Annotated in this window: 16 protein-coding genes; 14 read left to right on the top strand and 2 right to left on the bottom strand. The window is 67.0% G+C overall.

Annotated features, from left to right (window positions below; genetic code table 11):
- Both nadA and B0I08_RS11225 read right to left on the bottom strand, forming a co-directional pair.
- Entirely contained in the window at nt 1-1,302 is a 1,302-nt protein-coding gene (nadA, locus tag B0I08_RS11230) for a quinolinate synthase NadA (RefSeq protein WP_106212835.1), read from the bottom strand.
- Nucleotides 1,299-2,048 (bottom strand): NUDIX hydrolase, encoded by a 750-nt coding sequence (locus tag B0I08_RS11225; RefSeq protein WP_106212833.1) that lies wholly within the window; start codon nt 2,046-2,048, stop codon nt 1,299-1,301. Before B0I08_RS11225 ends, nadA begins: the two co-directional genes overlap by 4 nt.
- Nucleotides 2,049-2,559: 511 nt before the next feature.
- On the opposite strand from B0I08_RS11225, the gene B0I08_RS11220 reads away from it, so the two are divergent.
- The 14 genes from B0I08_RS11220 to B0I08_RS11155 all read left to right on the top strand — a co-directional run bounded on the left by B0I08_RS11220 (nt 2,560) and on the right by B0I08_RS11155 (nt 25,827).
- Nucleotides 2,560-3,015: a DUF3817 domain-containing protein gene (locus B0I08_RS11220; protein ID WP_106212831.1), complete on the top strand. Its 456-nt coding sequence runs from the start codon at nt 2,560-2,562 to the stop codon at nt 3,013-3,015.
- Between the two features lie 87 nt (nt 3,016-3,102).
- Nucleotides 3,103-3,360 carry a hypothetical protein gene (locus tag B0I08_RS17805; protein WP_181243392.1) on the top strand — a complete coding sequence of 86 codons (258 nt, stop codon included), beginning with the start codon at nt 3,103-3,105 and terminating at the stop codon, nt 3,358-3,360.
- A 159-nt stretch (nt 3,361-3,519) separates the two neighbouring features.
- The gene (gene purL, locus B0I08_RS11210) at nt 3,520-5,832 is read left to right on the top strand and encodes a phosphoribosylformylglycinamidine synthase subunit PurL (RefSeq protein WP_106212955.1); all 2,313 of its coding nucleotides are present in this window, start codon (nt 3,520-3,522) and stop codon (nt 5,830-5,832) included.
- 103 nt (nt 5,833-5,935) lie between these two features.
- Complete coding sequence (locus tag B0I08_RS11205) at nt 5,936-10,432, top strand: type VII secretion EssC family protein (protein ID WP_106212827.1); 4,497 nt, start codon at nt 5,936-5,938, stop codon at nt 10,430-10,432.
- A 154-nt stretch (nt 10,433-10,586) separates the two neighbouring features.
- Complete coding sequence (locus B0I08_RS11200; RefSeq protein WP_106212825.1) at nt 10,587-10,883, top strand: WXG100 family type VII secretion target; 297 nt, start codon at nt 10,587-10,589, stop codon at nt 10,881-10,883.
- Between the two features lie 22 nt (nt 10,884-10,905).
- Complete coding sequence (locus B0I08_RS11195; RefSeq protein ID WP_106212823.1) at nt 10,906-11,223, top strand: hypothetical protein; 318 nt, start codon at nt 10,906-10,908, stop codon at nt 11,221-11,223.
- 584 nt (nt 11,224-11,807) lie between these two features.
- A complete protein-coding gene (locus tag B0I08_RS11190) occupies nt 11,808-12,377 on the top strand; it encodes a hypothetical protein (RefSeq protein ID WP_106212821.1) in 570 nt (189 codons plus the stop codon).
- 6 nt (nt 12,378-12,383) lie between these two features.
- Nucleotides 12,384-12,953, top strand: a complete 570-nt coding sequence (locus B0I08_RS11185) for a hypothetical protein (RefSeq protein WP_146134393.1) — start codon at nt 12,384-12,386, stop codon at nt 12,951-12,953.
- Nucleotides 12,954-13,026: 73 nt separating this feature from the next.
- Nucleotides 13,027-13,566 carry a hypothetical protein gene (locus tag B0I08_RS11180; protein WP_146134392.1) on the top strand — a complete coding sequence of 180 codons (540 nt, stop codon included), beginning with the start codon at nt 13,027-13,029 and terminating at the stop codon, nt 13,564-13,566.
- 143 nt (nt 13,567-13,709) lie between these two features.
- Nucleotides 13,710-14,858: a serine/threonine-protein kinase gene (locus B0I08_RS11175; protein WP_106212815.1), complete on the top strand. Its 1,149-nt coding sequence runs from the start codon at nt 13,710-13,712 to the stop codon at nt 14,856-14,858.
- Nucleotides 14,859-20,939, top strand: coding sequence for an Ig-like domain-containing protein (locus B0I08_RS11170; RefSeq protein ID WP_106212813.1), 6,081 nt, complete (start codon nt 14,859-14,861; stop codon nt 20,937-20,939).
- 39 nt (nt 20,940-20,978) lie between these two features.
- Nucleotides 20,979-21,944 carry an AAA family ATPase gene (locus tag B0I08_RS11165; RefSeq protein ID WP_106212811.1) on the top strand — a complete coding sequence of 322 codons (966 nt, stop codon included), beginning with the start codon at nt 20,979-20,981 and terminating at the stop codon, nt 21,942-21,944.
- Nucleotides 21,941-23,308 carry a DUF58 domain-containing protein gene (locus tag B0I08_RS11160; RefSeq protein ID WP_106212809.1) on the top strand — a complete coding sequence of 456 codons (1,368 nt, stop codon included), beginning with the start codon at nt 21,941-21,943 and terminating at the stop codon, nt 23,306-23,308. The genes B0I08_RS11165 and B0I08_RS11160 overlap by 4 nt, the downstream gene beginning before the upstream one ends.
- The gene (locus B0I08_RS11155) at nt 23,305-25,827 is read left to right on the top strand and encodes a transglutaminase TgpA family protein (protein WP_106212807.1); all 2,523 of its coding nucleotides are present in this window, start codon (nt 23,305-23,307) and stop codon (nt 25,825-25,827) included. The genes B0I08_RS11160 and B0I08_RS11155 overlap by 4 nt, the downstream gene beginning before the upstream one ends.
- Nucleotides 25,828-25,840: the final 13 nt, after the last annotated feature.

The raw sequence follows: 25,840 nt of genomic DNA, 5'->3' as shown, positions 1-25,840 counted from the left end.
TCAGGCCGCCATCGTGGTGCCGGGCTTGGCCGCCAGCATCCGCTCGAGGGCGACCCGCGCGGGTACGGCGACGTCCTCCGGAACCGTGATCTGGTTGACGATCTCGCCGCGCACCAGAGATTCGAGCACCCAGGCGAGGTAGCCGGGGTGGATGCGGTACATGGTGGAGCAGGGGCAGACCACCGGGTCGAGGCAGAAGATGGTGTGCTCGGGATACTGCGCTGCCAAGCGCTGCACCATGTTGATCTCGGTTCCGATCGCGAACGTGGAGCCCGGTTCTGCGGCCGCGATGGCCTTCTGGATGTAGTCGGTGGACCCCGATTCATCCGCCGCATCAACGGTTTCCATGGGCGACTCCGGGTGCACGATCACTCGAACTCCCGGGAATTCGGCGCGAGCCTTGTCGATCTGCGCAACCGTGAAGCGTTTGTGCACGGAGCAGAATCCGTTCCAGAGGATGACGCGGGCGTCGGTCAGCGTCTGGGCATCGTTTCCGCCGCCCACCTTGTTGCCGCGCCAGAGCGGCATCAGCTCGACGGGGATCCCCATGGCCTTCGCCGTGTTACGCCCGAGGTGCTGGTCGGGAAAGAACAGCACGCGCTGGCCGCGCTGGAAAGCCCACTCCAGCACGGTCGCCGCGTTCGACGAAGTGCAGACGATGCCGCCGTGCTCGCCGCAGAAGCCCTTGAGTGCCGCGGACGAGTTCATATAGGTGACGGGGATCACCGGTACGCGGCCGTCGGCATCGGGCTCGGTGCCGTAGAGCGCCTCGAGCTGCTCCCAGCATTCGGTGACCGAGTCGATGTCGGCCATGTCGGCCATCGAGCAGCCGGCGGCGAGGTTCGGCAAAATGACGGCCTGGTCCGGACGCGACAACAGGTCGGCGGTCTCGGCCATGAAGTGCACGCCGCAGAAGATGATCGCCTCGGCGTCGGGTTTGGCCTTGGCCTCGTTCGCGAGCTGGAAGGAGTCACCCACGAAGTCGGCGAACTGCACAACTTCGTCGCGCTGGTAGAAGTGTCCGAGCACCACGGCCCGCGAGCCGAGAATCTGCTTCGCGGCGGCGATGCGGGCCGCCAGCTCCAGTGTGCTGGCGGTGCGGTACTCCTCCGGCAGCTCGCCCTGGCGAGGCGATGCCGCGGGGATCGGATCCGCCATAGAGGCCCCGGGTCCGTAACTCGGCATGGCGAGGTCGAACGTCCAGGGAGCCTCGACGAGGTCGGTGGTGCACACCTCGCCTTCGACTTGTCCCCGCGCGATCTGCGCGATGGTGACGTCGACGGATGCGGTTGTTGTGGTCATTGCCGGGTGCTTCTTTCTTGCGGGTGGGGGTTGGGGGTAATTTGCTGCGGGCTCGGGGCACGGGATGACCGGTATGCCGGACCCAGCGGCCCCTGGTCGGCGAGGTCGATCGCGTCGTTGTAGCGGTACAGGCGGGGCGGCCGATACTTGGTTCCACTGAGGCGTTGCTCGGTCGCAACGACACTCTGCGACGCCTCGATCGTGCGGCGGAAGTTCGCCGGGTCGAGTGCCCGCCCGAGCACCGCTTCGTGCACCTCGCGCAACTGGGCGAGCGTGAAGGTCTCCCCCACGAAGGCGTGGGCGATGCGGCTGTACTCCATCTTGTTGCGGAGGCGCCACAGCGCGTACTCGACGATGAGATTGTGGTCGAACGCCAGCGGCGGAAGCGAGTCTGCGGCAAACCAGCGCACGTTCTCGCCCTCGCTCGCCCGCGCCGCTTCCTCGGACCGCACGAGCGCCCAATACACAATGGACACCACCCGCTCGCCCGGCGACCGGTTCAGCCCGCCGAAGGCATACAGCTGCTCGAGGTATTGCGGGTCGAGCCCGGTCGTCTCACCCAGGTTGCGCGCGGCCGCGGACGCGAGGTCTTCCTCACTCAGCAGCGGCCCGCCCGGCAGCGCCCACTTGCCCACGTAGGGGTCGCGGATGCGCCGCACCAGGGGAATCCAAACCGTTTTTAGATCGGATGTCTCGGACGGCCGCAGCGCGAAGATCACCGTCGACACGGCAAGCGAAGTAGTCATCCGCGCACCCTCCACTTCTCCGCCTCAGTTGCCGCTCGCGGCAGCCACTAAAGGTCACTGTGACTCTTAGTGATAACCCATCTTAGAGTCATTCTGACCAAAAGCGCGAGTCGCGTTCGTCACAACATCCCGCAGGATCCGGAACGCCGTCGAGGCGGCACCCTCGCCCATCGGACAGAAGTCGACATTCCCGAACGCACGGCCCCATCGACCGGGCGCCAATCGACGGTTTCTGGCGAAAATTGCGCCGCAACTGCCCGGTCGGCGCGGCCCAGAGTCGGCGACTGCCCGGTCGGCGCGCCCAAAAATCGGCAAGTGGCCTCTCGGCGCGCAACCAAATCGCAAAGTGGCCTTTCGGCGCGCGACTGCCCCGAACATCTCCCAGATAGCCGTCGATAGGCTCGCTGCGCGCGTAGTTGTCGACCGCGCGCTCCCGTGTTCGCCTGCCTGGCGTGCACCCTACCGCTCGTCGCCCACCCGACATCCGCTCGCCCGCCCCACCGGAGGACCCGTGTCACCTCGCCAGCTCTTCTGCACCGTCGCGATCGCCGAAGCGGTGACCTGGACCCTGCTGATTGCGGGCATGATCGGCAAATACGTGCTCGACCTCGGGGGCCTCGGGGTCACCATTGGCGGCTCCGCGCACGGGCTGGTGGCGATCGCATACGTCCTCACTGTCGCGCTCGTCGGCATCAACCAGCGGTGGAGCATCGGATTGCTCGCGCTGGCCGCAGCGAGTGCGGTGCTTCCGTACCTGTCGCTCCCGTTCGAGATGTGGGCCACCAAGACGGGCAAGCTCGACGGCTCGTGGAAGCGTGAGGCGACCGCGGCCCGGGCCGACCACACCGTGCCCGCCCGCATCGTGCGCTGGCTCGTGAGGCGCCCTGTGACCGCAGCCGTCATCCTTGTGGTCGCTCTCGCGGTCATCATGGCCGTGCTGCTGATGGTCGGTCCGCCCGGAAAGTAGGTGCACCCCCGCCGCCGCCGCCGGTGAGGAAATCTTCCCTCCCCGAGCCGCCATCTCTAGGCTGGAGCCCCGAGCGAAAGAGAATCCATGGATGCCGGCGCGTACCTCATCGTCGCAATACTCGCGCTACTTCTCATCAGTGCGGTTGTCGCGCTGGTGAGGCGCCGCAGCACGGACTCGCCCACACGCGGAAGCGAAAGTAGGGGCCGCAATGGCGGGGCGGGCAGCAATGGCGGGGCGAGCAGCGGCTTTTGGGGCGGGGGCGGCGGCGGCGATGGCGGAAGCCACGGCGGCTGGGGCGACGGAGGAGGCGGCGATGGCGGAGGCGGAGGCGGAGGGGACTGACCGGGGCAACCACGCTCAACCACAGCAGGCAAGCCGCCCCGAAACGTACCCGCGTAGAATTGCCACTTCCGGTACGCCCCCGATCCAGGAGCCTTCGCCCTCGTGAGCAATCCCACAGAATCGTCCCCCACCACCGCGCAGCCCAGCACCGCCGCGACGATCATCGCCGCACCCACCACCGCCGTGCCCGACACGGTCGAGAACGCGGCAGCGACACCGGACAAGGAACAGCCCTACGGCGCGCTCGGGCTCAAGAGCGACGAGTACGCCAGCATCCGCGAGATCCTCGGGCGCCGCCCTACCAGCGGTGAGCTCGCCATGTACTCCGTGATGTGGAGTGAGCACTGCTCCTACAAGAGCTCCAAGAACTACCTGCGCCAGTTCGGTACGAAGACGACCGAGAAGATGCGCAAAAACCTCATGGTCGGCATGGGCGAAAATGCCGGTGTGGTGGATGTCGGCGAGGGCTGGGCCGTCACGTTCAAGATCGAGAGCCATAACCACCCCTCGTACATCGAGCCCTACCAGGGTGCGGCCACTGGCGTTGGCGGCATCGTGCGCGACATCATCTCGATGGGCGCCCGACCGGTCGCGGTGATGGACGCGCTGCGCTTCGGCGACATCGACCACCCAGACACCGCGCGCGTCGTGCACGGCGTCACGAGCGGCATCAGCTTCTACGCCAACTGCCTCGGGCTTCCGAACATCGGCGGCGAGACCTACTTCGACGCGGTGTACCAGGCCAACCCGCTGGTCAATGCCCTCGCCGTCGGCGTGCTCCGCCACGAAGACCTGCACCTGGCCAACGCCCGGGGCGTCGGCAACAAGGTCGTGCTGTTCGGTGCTCGCACCGGCGGCGACGGTATCGGCGGGGCATCCATTCTTGCGTCAGATTCATTCAGCGAAGGCGGACCGACCAAGCGTCCCGCTGTGCAGGTCGGCGACCCCTTCGCCGAGAAGGTGCTCATCGAGTGCTGCCTCGAGCTCTTCGCGCAGGACCTCGTTGAGGGAATCCAGGACCTCGGCGCCGCGGGCATCAGCTGCGCCACCAGCGAGCTGGCCTCCAATGGTGACGGTGGCATGTTCATCGAGCTCGAGAAGGTGCTGCTGCGCGACCCCAGCCTCACCGCAGAAGAGATCCTGATGTCCGAGAGCCAGGAACGCATGATGGCGATCGTCACCCCGGAGAAACTCGAGGGCTTCCTCGCGGTGGTCGACAAGTGGGAGGTCGAGACCAGCGTGCTCGGCGAGGTCACCGACACCGGCCGCCTCATCATCAACTGGCACGGCGAGGAAATCGTCAACGTTCTTCCCCGCACGGTCGCCGTCGACGGCCCCGTGTACGACCGCCCGGTTTCCTACCCGACCTGGATCGACGCCCTGCAGGCCGACTCCGCCACCAAGTTCGAGCGCCCTACCGCAGGCCCCGCGCTCCGCGCCCAGATGCTGCAGCTGCTCGGCAGCGCGAACCTGTCGGACAAGAGCTGGATCACCAACCAGTACGACACCTACGTGCTGGGCAACACCGCCCTGAGCTTCCCCGACGACGGCGGAATGGTGCGCGTCGACGAGGAGAGCGGCCTCGGGTTCGCCGTCGCCACTGACGCGAACGGCCGCTACTGCCAGCTCGACCCCTACGTCGGGGCGCAGCTGGCCCTCGCCGAGGCGTACCGCAACGTCGCCGTCACCGGAGCCACCCCCGTCGCGGTCTCCGACTGCCTCAACTTCGGCTCCCCCGAGAACCCCGAAGTCATGTGGCAGTTCTCCAAGACCGTCGAGGCCGTCTCTGATGGATGCCTCGCGATGGAGATTCCCGTCACGGGCGGCAACGTGTCCTTCTACAACCAGACCGGCGACGTGCCCATTCACCCGACCCCGGTTATCGCGGTCCTCGGCGTGATGAACGACGTCGCCAAGCGCATCCCGTCGGGCTGGCAGGACGAGGGCGACAACATCTACCTGCTCGGCACCACGGCACTCGAGCTCGACGGCTCGGCTTGGGCGGGAGTCATCCACCAGCACCTCGGCGGACGCCCGCCGGCGGTCGACCTCGACGCCGAAATGCGCCTCGCCTCGCTCATCGCCGCCGGCAGCGAGCAGAGCCTCATCGGCAGCGCCCACGACCTCGCCGACGGCGGCCTCGCGCAGGCACTCGCCGAGTCGACCATGCGTTTCGGAGTGGGCGCGCGCGTCTGGCTGACCGAGATCATGGAACGTGATGGGGTGGATGCCGCAACGGCACTCTTCAGCGAATCCAGCGGTCGCGTTATCGTGTCGGTGCCCCGCGAAGACGACGTCAAGTTCCAGGGCCTCTGCGAGGGCCGCGGGTATCCCGTGCTGCGCATTGGCGTGACGGATGCCGCGGCGCCCGTCCTGGAGGTGCAAGACCTCTTCACGATCGGACTCGATGAGCTGCGCTCCACCCACCGCTCCCCGATGAGCGACCGGTTCGGCGCCGTCATCGGCCAGTAACCGGCCGCTCGCACGCTTTAGCGAGGGAGCCTCGCAATCGGTGGGTAGGGTTGACCCGCGCGGGCGTGAACCCCGTGCGGGGACTGGCTCTTAGGGGGGCGCTATGCGCTTGAAAGTCACGCTTGCTCGTTCGAGCGGCAAATACGACGACATCGTGATCACCACGGACGCCGCAGCGACCATCTCGGACGTCGCGGCAACCATCGCTCGCGTCGACCCCCGGTCGGGCCTGAGCTCGGTGCCCGACGAGCGCGCGCTCACCCTGCGCACCGCGGCCCCCGGCGAAACCGACTGGCTGCTGCTGCGCCCCGACGCGCCGATCGGAGAAGTGCGCGTCGGCTCCGGCGCGAGCGTCGCCCTCGCAGACGCCAGCGCGTACTACCGCCCGGAGGAAGCCGGGGACACCCCGACTCTTGCCACGCTGACGGTGCTGTCCGGCCCGGACGAGGGCAAGACGTTTCCGCTGCCCCGCGGAACCGCGGTGGTCGGCCGAGGTGTGGCCTGCGACATCTCCCTCACCGACCGGCTGATCTCCAAACGACACGTGCGCCTCGAAGTCGGTGAGATCGTCGAGGTCATCGACCTCGGGTCGGCGAACGGCGTGGTGGTCGACGGCGGGCTCGTTGCCCGCCTGCGCGTCGAACAGAGCGAAACGATCATGATCGGCGACACCAGCCTGCTCATCTCCGTGGTGGAGGATGCCGCGGCGAAAGACCTGGCGGACACCCGCGGTCCGGTGCCGTTCAACCGCTCTCCACGGGTCGAGGCTCGCTACGCCGGCGAGGTCTTTGGCGCCCCGGACGTTCCGGTGGAGAAGGAAACCAGCCCGTTCCCGTGGCTCGCCATGGTGGCGCCGGTCTTTATGGGCCTGGCGATGTGGATCATCTTCGCGCGTCCGGCCGCCCTGCTGTTTGTGCTGATGTCGCCCATGATGCTCATCGGCAACTTCTTTATGACGCGCTCGCGCGACTCCCGTCACCTGACGACCGCCGTCGGCCGCTTCGAGAAGCGGCTGGTCGCTCTCGACGCCCAGATGGCCGAGGAACGACTGGTCGAACAGGCCACCCGCCTCAGCGAGTCGCCGTCCACCGCGGAAGCCCTCGACATGGCGATGAACCGCGGCCCGCTGCTGTGGACCAGGCGCCCAGAACACTGGTCCTTTCTCAACGTGCGCCTCGGCATCGGCACGATGCGTTCGCGCAGCACCATCGAGGCGGTCAAGCGCGGCGAAATGCTGCCCGAGTTCCAGGAGCGCCTCGACAAGGTGCGGGAGGTGCACGCCACGGTTCCGGGCGTTCCCCTCATCGACAACCTGTATGACTCGGGCGCGCTCGGCATCGCGGGAACCTCCTCGGCCACCGTCGGATCGGTCAACTCGCTGCTGGTGCAGCTGACCGCGCTGCACTCGCCCGCGGAGCTTGCGGTCGCCTCGCTGGTCACACCGACCTGGTCACGCGAACTCGAGTGGCTCAAGTGGCTGCCCCATACCTCATCGCCGCAGAGCCCGATCGCCGGCGGCCACCTGGCCGACAGCCCGGCCTCGGCGGCGTCGGTGCTGTCCGCCCTCGAAGAGGTCATCGCGAAGAGGCTGAAAAACCAGCGGGCGGCACGCCGTGGCGCGATGGAGCAGCAGAAGGCCGCGCTCGAGCGCGGGGGCGACGTGGGGACACGCAGCACCACCGATGGAACCCAGTCCCCGGTCCCCGCAATCGTGGTGGTGATCTCCGACGATGTCGCCGTCGATCGCGCCAGGCTCGTGCAGCTCGCGGAGCAGGGCGCCGACGCCGGTGTCTACCCGATCTGGATCGCGCGCAACGTCGCGACGCTGCCCGCTGTCTGCCGCACCTATCTCGAAATCGGCGACGATGCCGGGAGCGCCCGCGTCTCCTTTGTTCGTCTCGGGGAGTCGATCACCGACGTCGAGACCGAGCTCGTGGACTCCGCAACCGCGATGGCGTTCGCCCGCAGGATGGCGCCCGTGCTCGACGCCGGGGCGATGGTCGCCGACTCGAGTGACCTGCCGCGAATGGTGTCGACGGTGACGCTCCTCGGCCTCGACCTGATGGAGTCCAGTGACGCGGTCATCGACCGCTGGCGCCAGAACACCTCCATCCACGACCGCACCCCCGGTGTACTGCCGCGGGCGCGCCGCGGCACCGGGCTCCGGGCGATCGTCGGCTCCGGCGGCGTCGACCCGATGCACCTCGACCTGCGGGCCCAGGGCCCGCACGCGCTCGTCGGGGGAACCACCGGCTCGGGTAAGAGTGAGTTCCTCCAGGCCTGGGTGCTCGGCATGGCCGCCGAGTACAGCCCCGACCGCGTCACCTTCCTGTTCGTCGACTACAAGGGCGGATCCGCCTTCGCCGACTGCGTCTCGCTGCCGCACTGCGTGGGCCTGGTCACCGACCTCAGCACCCACCTGGTGCGCCGCGCGCTCACCAGCCTGCGCGCGGAACTGCAGTACCGCGAGCACCTGCTCAACCGCAAAAAGGCCAAGGACCTGATCGAGCTCGAGAAGCGCGGCGACCCCGAGTGCCCACCCGCCCTCGTGCTCGTCATCGACGAATTCGCGGCTCTCGTCAGCGATGTTCCTACGTTCGTCGACGGTGTCGTCGACATCGCCCAGAGAGGGCGGTCCCTCGGCATCCACCTCATCATGGCCACTCAACGACCGGCCGGCGTCATCAAGGACAACCTGCGCGCGAACACGAACCTGCGCGTTGCGCTTCGAATGGCGGATGAATCGGACAGCAGTGACGTCGTGGGGATCAAGGATGCCGCCCACTTCGATCCCTCCATCCCCGGTCGCGGGATCGCGAAGACCGGGCCCGGGCGCCTGCAGCAGTTCCAGTCCGGCTACGCGGGCGGGTGGACTTCCCGCGAGCCCGAGCAGTCGGAAATCGACATCGCCGAGCTGCGTTTCGGTGGCGAGACGGTCTGGGAGCACCCCCGCGACGAGACCGGCGACGAGGAACGCGACCTCGGCCCGACCGACCAGCAGCAGCTGGTCACCTCGATCGTGGGTGCGGCGAAAGTGGCCAGGATCCCCGCTCCCCGTCGGCCGTGGCTCGACGAGCTTGCACCCGTGCGTTCGCTCGCCCCGCTGCTCACCGCAACCGACAGTTCCCTCGTCTTCGGCGTTGCTGACGTGCCCACGCAGCAGCAACAGCAGCCGGTGGGCTTCTCCCCCGACGTCGACGGTCACATCGCGATCTACGGCACGGGCGGGTCGGGCAAGAGCGTGGTGCTGCGCACCCTCGCCATCGCCGCAGCAGACACGCACCTGGGTGGGCCGGTCGAGGTCTACGCGCTCGACTTCGGCGCGGGCAGCCTGCGCATGATCGAGGCACTCCCGAACGTGGGATCGGTGATCACCGGTGACGACAGTGAGCGCATCGTGCGCCTGTTCCGCTACCTCAAGGCCGAGCTCGAACAGCGCGCCAGACGCTTTGCGGAGGCCAGCGCCTCCTCGGTCAGCGACTACCGCATCCTGGCCGGTAAGCCCGACCAGACCCGGATTCTCCTGCTCATCGATGGCTTCCCCTCGTTCCGCGATGACTGGGAAACCACCAGCGGCCGGGCCGTCTGGTACGACGTGTTCAAGGACATCCTCTCCGACGGTCGCCAGCTGGGTATCCACGTCGCTTTCACGTCCGACCGGCCAGGCGCCGTGCCCTCCTCGGTATCGTCGAGCGTGCAGCGCCGGGTTGTGCTGCGGCTGTCCGAGGACATGGCCTACGGCCAGCTCGATGTACCGAGCGACATTCTCAGCTCAAAGTCGGCCCCCGGTCGCGCCATCTTCGACGACCTGGAAACTCAGATCGGGGTGCTGGGTGCGTCGACATCCGTCTCCGAACAGGCAATCGCCGTGCGCGACTACGCGGCGGAACTCATCGCCGCGCGTCACCCGATCGTCGCCCCCATCGGTGCGCTGCCGCGGGAGTACTCGGCGACCGAGCTGCCCACCACCATCGATGGCTGGCCGGCACTCGGCGTCAGCGACGAGACGCTGCGGCCCGTCGGCTTCGACCCGGTCGGAACGCTGATGCTGTCCGGCCCGCCCGCGTCCGGGCGGAGCACCGCGCTGCGCGCGATCTCCCAGTCGCTTCGCATGTTCGACCCGGACGCCCGCATGTACTACATGGGAAATCCGCGCTCGGGCCTGGCTGACCAGCTCGGCTGGGATACGGCGGCAACCAGCATCGAAGAAGTGGTCGAATTGTCGAAGGAGCTGGCGCTGTCAGTTGTTGACCCCGACACCGAGGGCCGGATCGTCATCGTCATCGAGAACCTGGTCGACTTTCTCCAGACGCCGGCGGATGCCGCGATCGTCGCGCTGGTGAAGCAGGTCAAGCGCAGCGGCCACTTCCTCCTCGCGGAGAGTGAGACGGCGTCGTGGAACGCATCCTGGCCGTTGTTCGCCGAGATCAAGAACGCGCGGCGCGGATTCCTCCTGCAGCCCGATCCGATCGAGGGCGACATCCTCCTGAAGACGGCGTTGCCGCGCGTGAACCGCTCGGAGTTTCCTCCGGGCCGCGGGATGTACGTCGCCCGCGGAAAGACGCTCCGCGTGCAGCTTCCGCTGCCCGAGGTCGAGTAGTTTCCCGGGCCATTCGGAGAACGGTCGGTCGATCCCCCATCCGGGTGCCGGGAAATTCGCTTTAAATGACGAATTCTCTGTACCAAGCTGATACCGTTCTGTAAGGCGACCGGGGGCTCCCCCGGCGCGAACCTAACACCGCGGGGGCTATCACATGGCAAATCTCAACGTCACATACACCGAAATGACCGACGCTGCCGGACAGCTGCAGACCGGTAAAGAAGACCTCATCACGCGTCTGACGACGCTGCAGGCCCTGGTCAATGGCCTCGTCGAGTCCGGCTTCGTCACCGACTCCGCCTCGGGTGCCTTCCAGGCTTCGTACGACCTCTTCACCCAGGGCACCACCCAGGCCGTCACCGGGCTCGATGGCATGAGCGGCTTCCTCACGAGCGCCGCTGACGCCCTCTCGAACGTCGACACCGAGCTCGGCAACGCAATCCGCGGCTAGTCTCCAGCTTCGGACAACGATTGTGGCTGACCTATACGTCGACACCGAGGTTCTGCGCGATGCCGCGACCTACCTCAATTCGGTGAGCAGCGAATTTGAGTCAGCCACAACCAGCAGCGAACGTATTGCGGACGCGACCGGCCACGATGGTCTTGCCGGTCGCGTCCGTGAGTTCGCCAGCAACGGGGACCACCGCCGGGTCGAACTCATCGAACAGATAGTTACCCTGCACGATAACGTGAACTCTGTCGCGGAAGGACTCGAGGCTGCCGATGAAGACATCGGAGCCTGGGCTCACGACCGTGCCCCTGCGCCGCGGGTTGCAGTACTTGCACCCTAGCCATCTCAGGCCTCACAACAGGAGCCGGTCTCGCTACGTCGTGGTAGCCACTACGTCGGCAGCAGACGCCCGTGCGCGAGCCGCAGTTGTGGCGAAGAGGAACGCGTACGCCCGGACGGTTCTTGTTGTGGCGCTCGTCGGGATGGTTTACAACTGGCTCGGTTTCAACGTGGTCATGGCGCGCTCATCGCAGCGGGATTTGGCGCGCTTCTCGCCGCCTGCTGGAGGCGGGAGCACCAGACGCACACCGCTCTCGGGTCACCATTTATCCTGCGGGCGACCCCAGGAAAAATTGCGCTGGCCACTGCATTTCTCGCGCTGGGCAGCTTTATGCTCGCGGGGTATCACACGCCCGGCGACCTTTTCTCCCCGTGGTTCTTCGTAGCGGCCGCCGGCGTGATAATTGCCGTCGTGGCGCAGATCCACAAAGTCAGGCAAGACCGTGCAGACCGACCATCCTCCACACGACAACGCCGTGGTTGACACGTCTCGTGGTTGCGCCAAAGCCGATGAGTGCCACCCTCCGCTTTGGCGACAGCTCTCGCCTGACCGCACCCCTTTCGAACTAGCCTCACGGAGACCACGTGGCATTTTTTATTGATTTTCCGTTCGACTGGGCGGGCGTTCCCCCGTTTGGCGAGACAGAACGATGGAGCACCCCCGAGGCCTGGGCGAAGGACCTCCTTGACGAGCTCGCCGCGGGAGCGGATGTGCGGTTGCGCAAATCCCAGCGCAAGGTGCTCCACGAGACCTTTGTGTTCGAAGCGGTCGAGGGCATAAAGCGCGAGGCATCGCGCACCTTTCTCAGCCTCGCCACGTGGTACGGGCCCCTCACTTCTGCAGACGCGTACATCACCCCCCGCGAAGCGCTCGGCGCGATCTCACTCGAAGACTACGTTGGCGCAAACGACCCATCCGCAGCCGAACCGCCTGAGGTGGGCCCATTCACCACACAGTCCGGCCTCGTGGGAGTTCGGTGCGTGCGGTACATCAACCCCTACGACAACTCCCCGGTCATCGGCGCGGTAATCGAGTACGCCTTTGAGGTCGACGGCTCGGTGCTGCGGTTGCTCACCAGCCAGTTGGACCTGGTCAACTTTCCTCGCACCATCGAGCTGATGGACGGCCTCGCCGGATCCGTCACCTCGGTCTGAGCCCGCATGACCGGATTAGCACGTGAGGCCGAAATGGTGTCGACCCGCGCTGGAAAGTTAAACGCCTACGCGTTGATGGCACTGGTCGGCGCGTCCGTCGTGCTGATCTACTTGTGGCTTCCGTTTAACTTCATCATGACCGATGTTCTGGAGATCCCTCGGGAGCCGCGCACCGCTATCGTTTCGCACCGAGCGTCGTACGCGGGAATACTCCCGTACCCGACGCCCTGGTGGGTTGGGGCATTGCTCGTCGCGGCATACGCCCTTCTTCTGGCCGCGTCGTGGAAGCGAGAGAACCAGATACACGGGTTCACCCCCGGCGCGAAAGTGATCGTTCGAATTACGCCCGGAATGATCGTGTTTTTCACGATTTTTCTTGCACTCGGTTGCGTGACCCTCGCCCTGTACTACACCCCGGGCGAGGTCTTCTCCCCCTGGCACTTCGTCTCCGTCGCCGCCCTGGGAGTTGCCGCGGCTGCAAACGCCCGGAGACGGCAGCAAGATCGAGAAGACCACCGGCCCAGGGGCGCGGCAAAGCGTCGCGGCCGACTGCAACGACGTCGACCGCCGACCTGAAGAGCAGGTCTGTGTAGACAGAGCACGCGCCTCCACGCCCAAACCACCACGATCGTTCAAGATGGGAACCCTGGTGCAGACGAAAACCTCAGGAACCGGCAATGCCCGCGTGGCAAAAAGTAACGCGCGAGCATTTGTTCTGCTGGTCGCAGCAATTGTGCTGCTGGTCTACATCTGGCTCCCGTTCAATTTTGTGATGGCCGCCGTTCTCGGCACCGTCGGGGAGGGACGTACGCCTGCGGACACCCATCTGGATGCTTACGCTGGCGTGCTTCCCTACCCCACGCCGTGGTGGGTGGGCGCTCTGCTTGTTCTGGGACTCGCGACCTTAGTCGCTTCCTGCTGGAAACCGGAACATCAGGTTCACCGCAACGCGGCCGGGATCGTGGTCTCGGAAGTCAGGCTGGGGATGGTTGCTTTTCTCGCGTTGGCTCTTGCGGTGGGATCGATCGCCCTGAGCCTGTACTACACGCCAGGTCAGCCCTTCTCACCGTGGTTCTTCGTGGCCGCAGGTGCGGTGGCCGTCGCAGCAGCGGCGCAGCTCAGAAAAATGCGGCTCACACGTAAGGACACCGATGTCGTTCTCCTGAGCGACCTCGGCAGTCGTGGCTGATGCGCTGAACTGCCGTCTGGTGCTGCCGCCCGGTAGACAGATCGCGCGGCACGACGCGCGCACCCTCAAAGTGTGGATAAGCTGACCTTTATTCACGCCGCTCCCGCGTAGGACGACGGCGCACGCACAGATTATTCGGGGGCATGGTGGGAGCACGACTGCCTTCGGCGCCGCCCGTGCTTTCGGGCTACAGCTACATCCGCCCCCTCGGCGCCGGCGGGTTCGCCGACGTATTCCTGTTCCAGCAGAACATGCCCCGTCGTTCGGTGGCCGTCAAGGTGCTGCTTCAGAACGTGGTCGACAGCGATGTGCTTCGGATGTTCAATGCCGAAGCCGACGTGATGGCGAGCCTGAGCGCGCACCCGTCGATCCTGACGGTGTACAACGCCAGCATTTCCGCGGACGGCCGCCCGTATCTCGTGATGGAGTTCTGCCCGGGATCCCTGGCTTCCCGCTACCGCCGGGAGCAGCTGCCGGTGGCGGAGGTGCTCCACGTCGCGGTGAAGATCGCCTGCGCCCTCGAGACGGCGCACCGCTCGGGCGTGCTGCACCGCGACATCAAGCCCTCCAACATCCTCACCACGTCGTTCGGTTCACCCGTGCTCTCGGACTTCGGCATCGCAGCCTCACTCGGCTCGTCCAACCAGGAACAGCTCTTCGCGATGAGCGTGCCGTGGAGCGCCCCCGAAATAGTCGAAGAGCGCACCACGGGCACCGTCGCGAGCGAGGTATGGGGCTTCGGGGCAACCATTTATTCCCTCCTTGCCGGGCGCACGCCCTTTGAGCAGCCCTCGGTGAAAAGCTCTCGATCGCAGCTGGCCCAGCGAATCAGCCGCGCCAAGTACACCCCCCTCGGCAGGGCGGACGTGCCGGACAGCCTCGAGCAGGTGCTCGCTCGGACCATGAGCCGGTTGCCCGAGCACCGCCAGCTCACGCTGTTGGAGTGCGCGACCCAGTTGCAGCGGGTCCAGCACGAAATGGGTCTAGCCCCGACGCCGCTCGAAGTCGCCGGTGACGAGTGGGCAACGGCCGGGAGCCCCATCGATTTCGAGAACACCGTGATGCGGGGCGCGGTCATCTCCGAGGTACAGCCGGCCTCACCGCGACGCCGGGTCGCGAAAACCAGGGTGAACGCCGCGCGGTCGATGACCGGCGAGGGCACCGTGATCGTGGGTGCGGACTCCCGGCGCGTCCGGGCATCGACGACAACGCTCACGCTCCTGGTGTCGGCGGGCGCCGTCGTCGGCATTGCCGCCACAGCCTTCGCCCTTTTCGCCACGGGGGTCTTCTAGATGGCGGTCTGGCCCCGGCTCCGTATCGGGCGCGGCGGCGATCAACGCGGCGGCCGGCGCAGGGGTGCGCGCAGCGGCCTGAGCAGCGCCATTCGCCCCGGCCCTCTCCGCGCGACCGCCGTCACCGTGGCGCTCACGCTGTTGGTCGGCGGAGCGGTCGTCGCCCACGGGTTCGAGGTCGAGCAGACCCCGGTGAACGACAGTTCCATCTGGGCGGTTCAGGGCGGCGAGAGTGGGCGCTACGCCCGGGTCAACACCGACCTTGGCGAGCTCGACACCGTCAAAACCGTGCTGCGCGCGCCCAGCGCGCTCGTGCAATCCGCCGGGCAGGCACTGCTCTTCGCCCAGAACAACGAGCGAGTGGTCAGCCTCGATCCCGCGCTGCCCATCGACTACGGCGAGGACGCCGCCGAATACGGCAGCACGCCGATCGGTACCCGCACGGTCGTGTCCTCCGGCGACACCATCGGCTACCTGACGAGCACCGGGTCGGTCTTCGTTGCCCGGCTTGACGGCGGTGTCGACGCTTCGCCCGTCGCCCTCGACCCGTACGCCGAAGACGAGGTGGCCGAGGGAGAATCCCGCCGCGTGTACACCGCAGACGCGATTGCCGTCGCGGTCGGCGGCGACGTGCTGAGCTGGTCGACCGAGACGCAAACCGTCCTCCGCTTCTCTTCGCAGACCGGCGCCCAGACCGACGAATACCCGGTCGCAGACGGTCCGACCGAACCCGGGTCGCAACTGAGTGTCGTCGGTGATACCTGGGTGATGGTGGATGTCACGGGCGAAAGCGTCTGGATCGACGGCCAGAGGGAGCCGGTCGCAGCCGACGTGTCCGACGTCTTTGCCCTGCAGCGCCCTTCGGAGGATGCAGACGTCGTTTATCTGGCGGATGATGCGGGGCTGGTGTCCTTCGCGCTCAACGATGGCGTGCGCACCCGGATCCTCGGCGACCCCGAGACTATGCTCGGCACTCCCGCCGCCCCCACCCCCTTCGCCGGTGCCATGTTCGCCGCCTGGACGCCGCGTACCGGCACCGCGGGCACCCTGTGGAGCGACTCCGACGGGGAGAGCAGCCTTGACTACGGCGGGGCGGCACTGACCACCGACCCGTCGCCCGTGTTCCAGAGCAACGGCACCCGGATGATTGTGAACGAGTCCGCGAGCGGCTGGGTGTGGACCGCACCGGACGGCATTCTCGTGCCGAGCTCGCAGAACTGGGGAATCGCGAACGCCGAAGCGCCCCGCGCGACCTCCCAGGTGACGGACGTCGCCGAGGTCGTCGACCCGAAGCCTCCGGTCGCCGAAGCTGACAGTTTTGGCGTACGGGCGGGCGAACTCGTGCTTCTGCCGGCTCTGCTGAACGACCACGATCCCAATGACAACGTGCTCAGCGTCATCCCGTCATCCGTCAGCGGACTCCCCGAAGCCTTCGGCACGACGAGTGTCACCGAGCAGTGGGGAACAATCGCCGTCCGCGTTGCCGAGTCGGCCAGGGGAAGCGCCACGTTCACCTACGCGATCTCCGACGGCACGCAGGACGACGGTCTCAACTCCGCTCTCGCTACGGTCACCCTCACGGTCTTCGGCGACGAGGTCAACAACGCTCCGGTGTGGTGTGGAGTCGAGGGATGCCTCCGCGAGTGGCCCACCCCCGAGGTGCAACCCGGCGGCGCGGTGACCGTTTCCGTGCTGGGCGGCTGGGTCGACCCGGAGGGCGACCCGATCTTTGTGCAGTCGGTGACGAACGGCAGCGGCGTTGGTTCGGCGAGCGCCACCCCGTCCGGCACCGTGGTGTTCCAGCACCCGAACGCCGCAGAACTGGAATCGGCCGCGCTGCCGCTGACCGTGCGCGTGTCTGACGTGTTCGGCGCGGTAGCCGAGAAGGCACTCGCGATCGCCGTCACCCCGACCCCGGCGCTCACCGCAGAGCCGTTCGGTCTCGTCACCGCCGTCGGTGAGCGCGTGACGGTCGACCCCGCCGCCCATGTCTCGAATCCTGCCGGTGCTTTCAGCGTGACATCCGCCACCCTGCCGGGCGGCACCGAGGGCCAGACCGTCAACGTGAACAGTGGCGGATCGACCTTCGACTTCGTCGCCACCCGGCCCGGTACCTACTCCGTCAGCTACACCATCGCCGACACCCTGAGCGAGGTGGTGTCGCTCGTGCGGATCACGGTGGTTGAGGCCGCGGACGCGGCGCTGACGACCTCGCCGGTCACGGTTTTTGTGCGCCCGAAGACCGACACCAGCGTCGACGTTTTTACCGCCGTCGCGAATCCGGCGAGCCACGTGCTGCTGCTCAGCGATGCCGTGCCGGACGCAGTCGACGGAGCCGCGCTCGACGTGGACGTCGTGGGACAAAACCTGTTGAGGGTGCGCGGAAACACCGCGAACGAGCAACCCGGGCTCGTCGGTGTTGTGCACTACACGGTCTCCGACGGCAATGACGACCCGCTCTACACCGTGAGCGGCGAGGCGACGGTCTACCTGTTGCCCGCGTCCGTGCCGCAGCGTCCGATCGCGATCAACGATGCGATCGTGGTGCGTGCCGGGGCCCAGGTCGACATTCCGGTGCTCGCGAACGATGTCGGACCGGACGGCAACGTGGTGGTGCTCAACCCCGAGTCCATCACGAGCCCGGCGGGAACGGGGCTCGCCTTCGCCGCCGGATCGACCCTGCGCTACCTCGCACCGATGGAAGCCGGCCCGGTCGAGCTGGGCTACAGCGTCTACATCGCGGGCTCTCCCGAACTGGTCGCGAACGCGTCCGTTTCGGTCGAAGTGGTTGCCGACGGAGAAAACCGCGCGCCACTGCCGCGAATCCTGACCGGTCGGGTGCTGTCCGGCCAGGCGATCAGCGTGCCGTTCGCCAGCTTCGGCGTCGACCCGGACGGGGATGACGTGATCCTCGCCGACATCATCACCCAGCCCGCGACCGGTACGGCATCGCTCTCGGAAACGGGGGACGCCATCGTGTACACCTCTGTTGCGGGATTCCGCGGCGCGGTCGAGTTCGAGTACAGCGTGCAGGACTCGCGGGGCGAACGGGGCACCTCGCTGGTGCGGATCGGCGTTCTCGACCAGCAGTCCGACCCGAGCCCGATCACCTTCAGCGACTACGTCGAGGTGCAGGTCGGCAGCAGCAACCAGGTCGTCGTCCACCCGACCGCGAACGACGTCGAGCCAACCGGAGCTGCCCTCAGCCTGACATCCGTCACGCCCGACGCCACGAAAGACACCGCCGAGTACAGCGCCCTCGCCACGCAGATCTCAACCGTCGAAGAAAACCGGGTTACCCTGACCTCGAGCGACGAGGCCGGGGTGTTCACCTTCGCCTACACGGTGACCAATCCGTCCGGCGACACCGGCATCGGGCTCATCGTGATGAAGGTCGTGCGGGAGTCGGTCCCCGACTTCCCGGTTGTTTCCGACACCATTTTGTCGCTCGAAGACCGCGCCCTGTTCGCCGACGGCATTGACGTCGTCACCGGCAAGGTGTCGTGGGCCTCGGGGGATGTCGGGAAGCTCACCCTCAGCCTGTGGGGCGACCCCGTGGGTATCGAGGTGTCCGGCTGGAAGATCCGCGGGCAGGTGCCCGATGAAGGCATGATCCTGCCGTTCGAGCTGTCCGGCGAGACGTTCCAGGGAGCACCCGTCGTGACGTACGGGTTCCTTCGGATCCCGGCGCGCGAAGCTATCGTCCTGACCCTGAAGCGCGGCACGCCGCCGCAGGTTGTCGCGGAAGACGCCGCCGTGCAATTCGACATGAGCCAGCTCGTGTCGATGCCGGAGGGAGAGCAGCTTGAGGTTGACGCCACCGGTGTACGCACGTCGGGCACGCGGGCGGCCGCGACCTGTGCGGTGGCGAGCGGGACTCTGATCAGCTACACCGCGGGCGCTGGTGCGCCGTGGGCCGACTCCTGCACGGTGCCCGTCCGCCTCGCCGGGCAGGAAGGCTTCACCCAGCTCGTCGTCGCGATCGTTGTGGAACCGGCAGAGGCACAGCCCGAGCTGCGCCCGGCCTCGCTCACGATCAGCCCCGCGGGCGAGCCCATCACCTGGGACCTGTCGCAGATGGTGCAGTGGCAGGGCGATGAAAGCGGAGCGGACCTCGTGTTCGCCGCCGAGTACGCCGGCGACCAGTTTGTCGTCTCCCAGAATGGTTCACTGCTCACCCTGTCGGCGCTCGACACCGCCAGCCCCGGCAGGGAGAACGCGGTCACCGTCAGCCTGACGAGCCACCCCGATGTCGCCGCCGGGGTGCTCTCGCTCAAGGTGGGGCCGGCGCCGAGCACCCTCCCCCGCGGAGGAACCGTCGCGCAGACGTGCTCCCAGGCCGCGGGGTCGAGCTGCCTGATCACCGTCATCGGCACCCCCAACGAGGTGAATCTCTACACCTCCACGCCACTGGTGGTCGTCTCCGTTGCCGCCGCGAGCAACTGTGCCGGCGTCTCCTTTGCCGTGGTCGACAGCTCAACAGTGCAGGCGTCGTGGTCTGCGGCGAGCCCGGGCGGCACCTGCCAGGCAAGTTTTGTCGTGCAGGATGCGCAGTCGAAGCAGAGCGCGGGCGACCGTAACGGGTCGGTGACCGTCGACCTGCAGGGATACCCGCAACCGCCCTCCTCGCTCGCGCAGGTCTCCTACGATGACGGCAGCGTCACCCTCAAGGCGTCGGCAGGTGCCGCGTCCTACCCCGCCATCAGCGGTTTCGCCGTCTACTCTGGCTCCGCGAGGGTGGCGACCTGCGGTACCGACGGCTCGTGCACCGCGATCAACGGTCTCACCAACGGCGACAAACGCACCTACGAGGTGAAATCTGTGAACGCCGAGGGCGAGTCCCGGGCGGGTGTCTCCACGGTCGCCTGGTCCTACGACGCTCCCGGCATCGACAGCGTCACCGCAATCCCGGTCTACGAGGCGGGGGTCACCTCGACCACGGCCGGCGTCGTCGAAGTCACGATTGTCAGCCAGGACCGGGACACCGCCGGCTACGACATTTCCGGGTCCGGAACCGTGCCGAAAGCGCCGGGGTCGACAACCACCACCCGGCTCCAGTTGGAACCGGGCGACCGGACCATTGCGGTGAACCCGGTGAGCCGGTTCGAACGTCCGGCCGGAAACGGTCCGGTCGGGAGCTCCGCATCGACGAACGTCACCGTCGCCGCCGCGCCCAGCATCACGGTCGGTGGGGGAACCGCCGCCGCGACCATCAACTCGATCACCGCGCCCGAGGCATCCGGCAACGGTAACTTCTCTCCGCGGCCGGTCAGCTACCTCTACATCGCGTACGACAAGCTGGCGACCCAGCCCCGGTGCGCTGCGACTCCCGACGGGAGCCTCCAGAGCGTCGTCGGCGCGATCACGTCGAGCACGCGGGTGATTACCGGCGTTACCGGCGACACGCAGTACAACCTCACGATTTGTGTGAGCAACGGATTCGGCGTTGCCCAGGCCGACGCCGGCACCACGTTCACCTGGTCGAACCCGGCGCCCCCGACCGCATCCACGTACACAATCAGCGACGGAAGCGTGACCGGCAAGTACGCGATCGACCTCCCCGAGTTCGTACCTCCGCGCAAGACCACCGTCAAAATGACCGAGGTTCCCGAGTCCGGCGCGGTCGGCGACCTCTCCGTGGCGTATTGCAGCTCGGTGCTCGACACGGTCTGCACGACGAGCACTCCCATCAAACCCGCCACACCGGGCCGGGCCCACCAGATGAGCGTCGATCGGATAGCGATCACGGAGTGCGCGGCGGCGGCGAAGCTCAGTGTGCAGATCATCGGCGACGGCACCGAAACCGCGGGCGGCGTCGTCGACGCCATCGAGTCGCTGACCGTCAACTCCAGCGGCGTTCCAACCTGGGAGTGGACCGAGGGACCCACCGTTCCGACGACCGCGACCTCGGTGAGGAACGTGAAGATCGTGTGGACGGCGGAGTCGGCCAAGGGCCTCGAGCCGTACAAAACGACGACACTCGCGGCGAACCCGTGCACTCCCGTACCCGCGCCAGCGCCCGAACCGACCACACCGCCTTCGTCCCCCGCCCCCGCGCCGGCGCCGGCGCCGGCAGGCTGACCAGACCAAACCCGTGACAACGAAAGAGACCCCAGCGCCATGACAATCACACAGGAACAGTCCGTCTGGTTCCAGGGCATGTTCGCGGCCATGGTCGCAAACGTCGAACAGGTGCTCCTCGGCAAAAAGCACGTAGTGGAGCTCGCGTTTACCGCCATGGTCAGCGAGGGCCACCTCCTTCTCGAGGACTTCCCCGGGACGGGCAAGACGTCGCTGGCACGGGCCATGTCCCAGACGGTGCAGGGCACAAGCTCGCGCATCCAGTTCACGCCGGACCTGCTGCCGGGCGACGTCACCGGCATCACGGTGTACGACCAGAAGAAAGGCGAGTTCGAGTTTCACAGCGGGCCCATCTTCGCCAACGTTGTGCTCGCCGACGAGATCAACCGGGCGAGCCCGAAAACCCAGTCAGCCCTGCTCGAGGCCATGGAGGAGGGCAAAGTCACGGTCGATGGAGTCACCCGGTCGACCGGCGCTCCGTTCCTGGTCATCGCAACGCAGAACCCCATCGAGCAGGCGGGAACCTACCGCCTGCCCGAGGCCCAGCTCGACCGTTTTATGATGAAGACCTCGCTGGGCTATCCCGACCTGGCTTCCACGATTCGCATTCTCGAGGGAACAGCGACAACGCAGCATGACCTCGCCCCGGTGATCACCCCGGAGGCGCTGGTGGGCATGTCCGACATCTCCCGCGGGGTCTTCGTGAACCCCCTCGTGTTCGACTACATCGGTCGTATCGTCGAGGCGACCCGTGACGCGAAGCAGGTGCGGATGGGTGCGAGCGTCCGCGGTGCGCGCTCCCTCACCAAGGCCGCGAAAACCTGGGCGGCCGCCCACGGGCGGGTCTTCGTCACGCCCGACGACGTCAAGAACCTCGCCGACCAGATCCTGTCCCACCGGATCGTGCTCGACCCCGAGGCGGAGTTCGACGGGGTGACCGCGAGCGCGGTGATTGGGCAGATTCTTCTCGACATCGTGCCGCCGACCCGCAGCGACCTCGGGTGACGTTCAACACGGAGTCGCGGTCATCCCGCACCTCGACGTCCTCGCGCACGTCGACCAACACCTCGACCCACACCCAGTACTCAACGACGCGGGCCGCAACGATCGTCAGCACCCTGGTCTGGTGGCTGCGCGCCTGGCGGGCAACCACCACCGCGGTGCGGGCCGCCACACTCTGGACCCGCGACACGGTCACCCCCGCGGGCTGGGCCGTTGTAGCAGCCAGCGTGGTGCTCCTGCCCGTCGGGGTGATCTTCGGGTGGATCGAGTTGATCGCGGCCGGAGTCACCGCGGTCGCACTGCTGCTGCTGTCTCTCCCGTTCCTCATGGGTGGACGCTCCTACAGCGTCGACTTCTCCCTCGGCATCGAGCGGATCGTCGCCGGCGGTGAGGCGATCGGCACACTCACCGTGACCAACGAATCGAAAAAACTCGAATTGCCCGGCCGGGTCGACGTTCCCATCGGCACCGGGCTCACCGACGTGTACGTCCCGCTCCTGCGAGCGGGCCAGTCGCACGTCGAAGACGTTGTGGTGCCCGCCTACGTGCGCGGAGTGATCGACGTCGGCCCGGTGACCACCGTGCGCACCGATCCGATCGGCATCCTCCGCAGGGAGGTTGCCTGGGCCGACGTGCACCGCCTCTACGTGCACCCGGTCACCGTGTCGATTCCCAGCACCAGCTCCGGTTTCGTGCGCGACCTCGAGGGAAATCCGACCAGCCAGATCGTCGATTCCGACATCTCGTTCCACGCGATCCGCGAGTACGCCCACGGAGATGGGCAACGAAACATCCACTGGAAATCCACCGCGAAGACCGGCAAGCTCATGGTGCGCCAGTTCGAGGAGACCCGCCGTTCGCGGCTCGCGATCGTGCTCGCCCTGCGCGCCGATGAATTTGGCAGCGACGACGAATTCGAGATGGCCGTCAGCGCCGTCGGCTCCCTCGCCGTCCGCGCAATTCGCGACGGTCGCGACATCGCCGTCGTCGGCAGCCAGGAGATCCCCGAATTCGCGATGGCGACGGTGCGATCCATCCGCAGCCTCAGCGTGCTGACCCAGCGCACGCTGCTCGACGAACTTTCCGCGATCTCCTCCGGGCCAAACATGATGCCGGTCGAAGCCGTCTGCGCACTCGCCGCCGAGGTGGTGCCCGATATCTCGATCGCCTTTGTCTTCTGCGGGTCCACAATGACCCCCAAACGCCTGCAGGCGCTCACGCTGGGATTTGCTGCGGGCGTGGCCGTCGTCGCCGTGCTCTGCGATCCGGACGACGAACCGCGGTATCGCAACCTGGCGGGCACCAGCGTCCTGACCATCGGCGTTCTCGACGACTTTCGTTCCCTGTTGGCGAGGCGAGCGGGATGACTCGTTCCGGCACGACATCCCGAACACCCACCTCAACCGAACTCATCAACGCGGGCTTTATCGCCGCCATGGCTGCCGTGGCGGTCTGGGCCGCCTGGCCGATCTACCAAACCGGCTACCTCCTGGTGACGGCCATTGGGGCATTCCTCGCAAGCGCTCTCATTGCCTGGTTCGGTCGTCTGCGGAGCTCGTCGTGGACGACGGTTGCGCTCATCACGCTGGGTGCCTACCTGGTGCTCGGCGTGCCCCTGGCCCTGCCCGCAGCGCTCGGTAGCGTGCCCGCGGCGCTCTCCGGGGTGCTGGATGTCGTGGTCGCCACGGTCTTCAGTTGGAAGCAACTGGTCACCATCTCGATTCCGGTGGGCACCTACCAGAGCATGCTCGTGCCGATGTTCCTTCTCCTGCTCGTATGTTCGACGGTCGCGCTGTCGCTCACCTGGCGTGCCTCCCGGCGGGGTGCTCTCGCCGTGCCCGTGATGTTTGTCGCCCAGCTCTTTGGCCTACTGTTCGGATCCGGTGAAGAGAGCACCCCGACGTCGGGGCCCGGATTCCTGGTGGCGGGCCCACGCGAGGCGGCGATCGGCCTCGCGGCGCTCATCGTCGCGGTCGGCTACCTCGTCTGGAGGGTGAAGCAGGAGCGCTCAGCCGCGATCCGAGTCACCGCCAGCGCAAGCGGAGTGCGTCGGCGGCGGCGCACGGCCGGGGCCGCGAACCGGGTGCGGCAGGCGCTCCTCGGAGCGGGAATCCTGCTGATCGCCGTCTCTGTCGCTGTGACCACCGTCTCCACCTTTGCCCGGCCCGCCGAACGAGAAGTGCTCCGCACCGCCATCAGCCCCGACGTCGACCTGAACGATTTCGTCAGCCCCCTCACGCAATATCGCGGGTTCTTCTCCGCGGACGCATACGAGGCGGAGCTGTTTCGGGTGACGAACGCGTCGCCAGAGGTGACGCGCATCCGCCTCGCCGTTCTGAGCCACTATGACGGCCAGGTCTTCCGGACCGTCGATCCAGCGCGCGGCGACTCCGCGCGGCAAACCGCGTTCCAGCGGGTGCCCTCGGTACTGGATGCTGCCGGAAACCCCGTTTCCCTTGACATCGAGCTCGGCGATTACGGCCAGGTTTGGCTTCCTACCGCGGGCAACCTCACCAGCATCAGTTTCACGGGCGACAACGAGCAGTCGCTGGCCGACGGCTTCTTCTACAACCGTGACTTTGCCAGCGGCGTTGAATTGAACGGCACCACCTCCGGTGACGGCTACTCGCTCACCGCGGCGCTCCCGCCCGACTCGACCGCCCTTGCAGACCTCGAAAAACCGTCGACGAGCGCCGGGCTCGTCGACGAGTCCCACATTCCCGAAAGCCTGAGGGAGTGGGTGCAAGCGCAGGAGGTCTCCTCCGACGGCGCGGGCCTCGAGGTACTTATCACCCGACTGAGGGAACGCGGCTACCTGAGCCACTCGATAGCGACGCCCCCGGGCGATTCGGGATGGCTCGCCGCGCTCGGCGGCGCGCCCTTCGAGCCCAGCCTCGCGGGGCACTCGATGGAGCGCGTCGGCACCCTGTTCACCACCATGCTCGACAAGCAAAACCTCGTGGGAACCACCGGCGGCTCGCTGGTGTCTGCGGTTGGTGACGACGAACAGTTCGCCGTCGCCGCAGCGTTGCTCGCGCAGAACCTGGGGTTCCCCTCCCGGGTAGTGCTCGGCTTCGTCCTGGCCGGCGAGTCCACCGGCATCCCCGCGTGCACCGACGGCGTGTGCGCAGGCAAGAACCTCACCGCCTGGGTAGAAGTCGCTGGCGCGGACGGCACCTGGGTGCGGGCGGACGTCACGCCCCAACACGAGGTCCCCCTCGCGGTACTCGAGGAGGAACGCAGTGACCCTCAAAACGACACCGAGGTGACGCAATCCTCGGCGATCGAGCAGCTACCCCCGGACGCCGATCCGAGCAGCGGCGACGACGAACCCGCAACCGAGGAGCCACCTGCCGACGCCCTCGGCTGGTTGTGGCCATTGCTGCGGGGGGTGGGAATCGGACTCCTGATCGCGATTGTTGTTGCGACCCCGTTCATCACGATCCTGCTCGCCAAGGCGAAACGCAGGTTCGACCGGCGCCGCGCCGTGGAGCCCACCACGCGGATAGCTGGCGGATGGGATGAGTACCTCGATTCTGCGGTCGACCACGGCCTGCCCGCACCCGAGATACTCACGCGTTCGGAGCTGGCCGATGCGTTTGCAACCGCCCGCGGGAGCAGGGACGGCAGCGGAGTGCTGCTCGCCGAGCTGGCCGATGCCGCGGTGTTCGGTCCGATCCCTCCCAACGAGCAAGGAAGCGACGCATTCTGGCAGCTGGTGGATTCCGAACGGGCCCTCCTCGGCGAGGGGTCCTCTCCGTGGGCGAGGGCGCGAGCCGCTCTCTCGCTCAGATCGTTCAGCCGCTACCTGGGCGATGGCCGACGCGGCAAGAAACGCTACAGTCAGATGACTTATCGTCAGGGAACCCGCGGGGTTTCACAATGATCAGGTTTACGAA

It is taken from the genome of Glaciihabitans tibetensis (genome assembly GCF_003003265.1).
Classification (GTDB): Bacteria; Actinomycetota; Actinomycetes; order Actinomycetales; family Microbacteriaceae; genus Glaciihabitans; species Glaciihabitans tibetensis.
The sequence above is the reverse complement of the archived record's forward strand: the minus strand, read 5'-3'. Positions and strand labels throughout refer to the sequence as shown.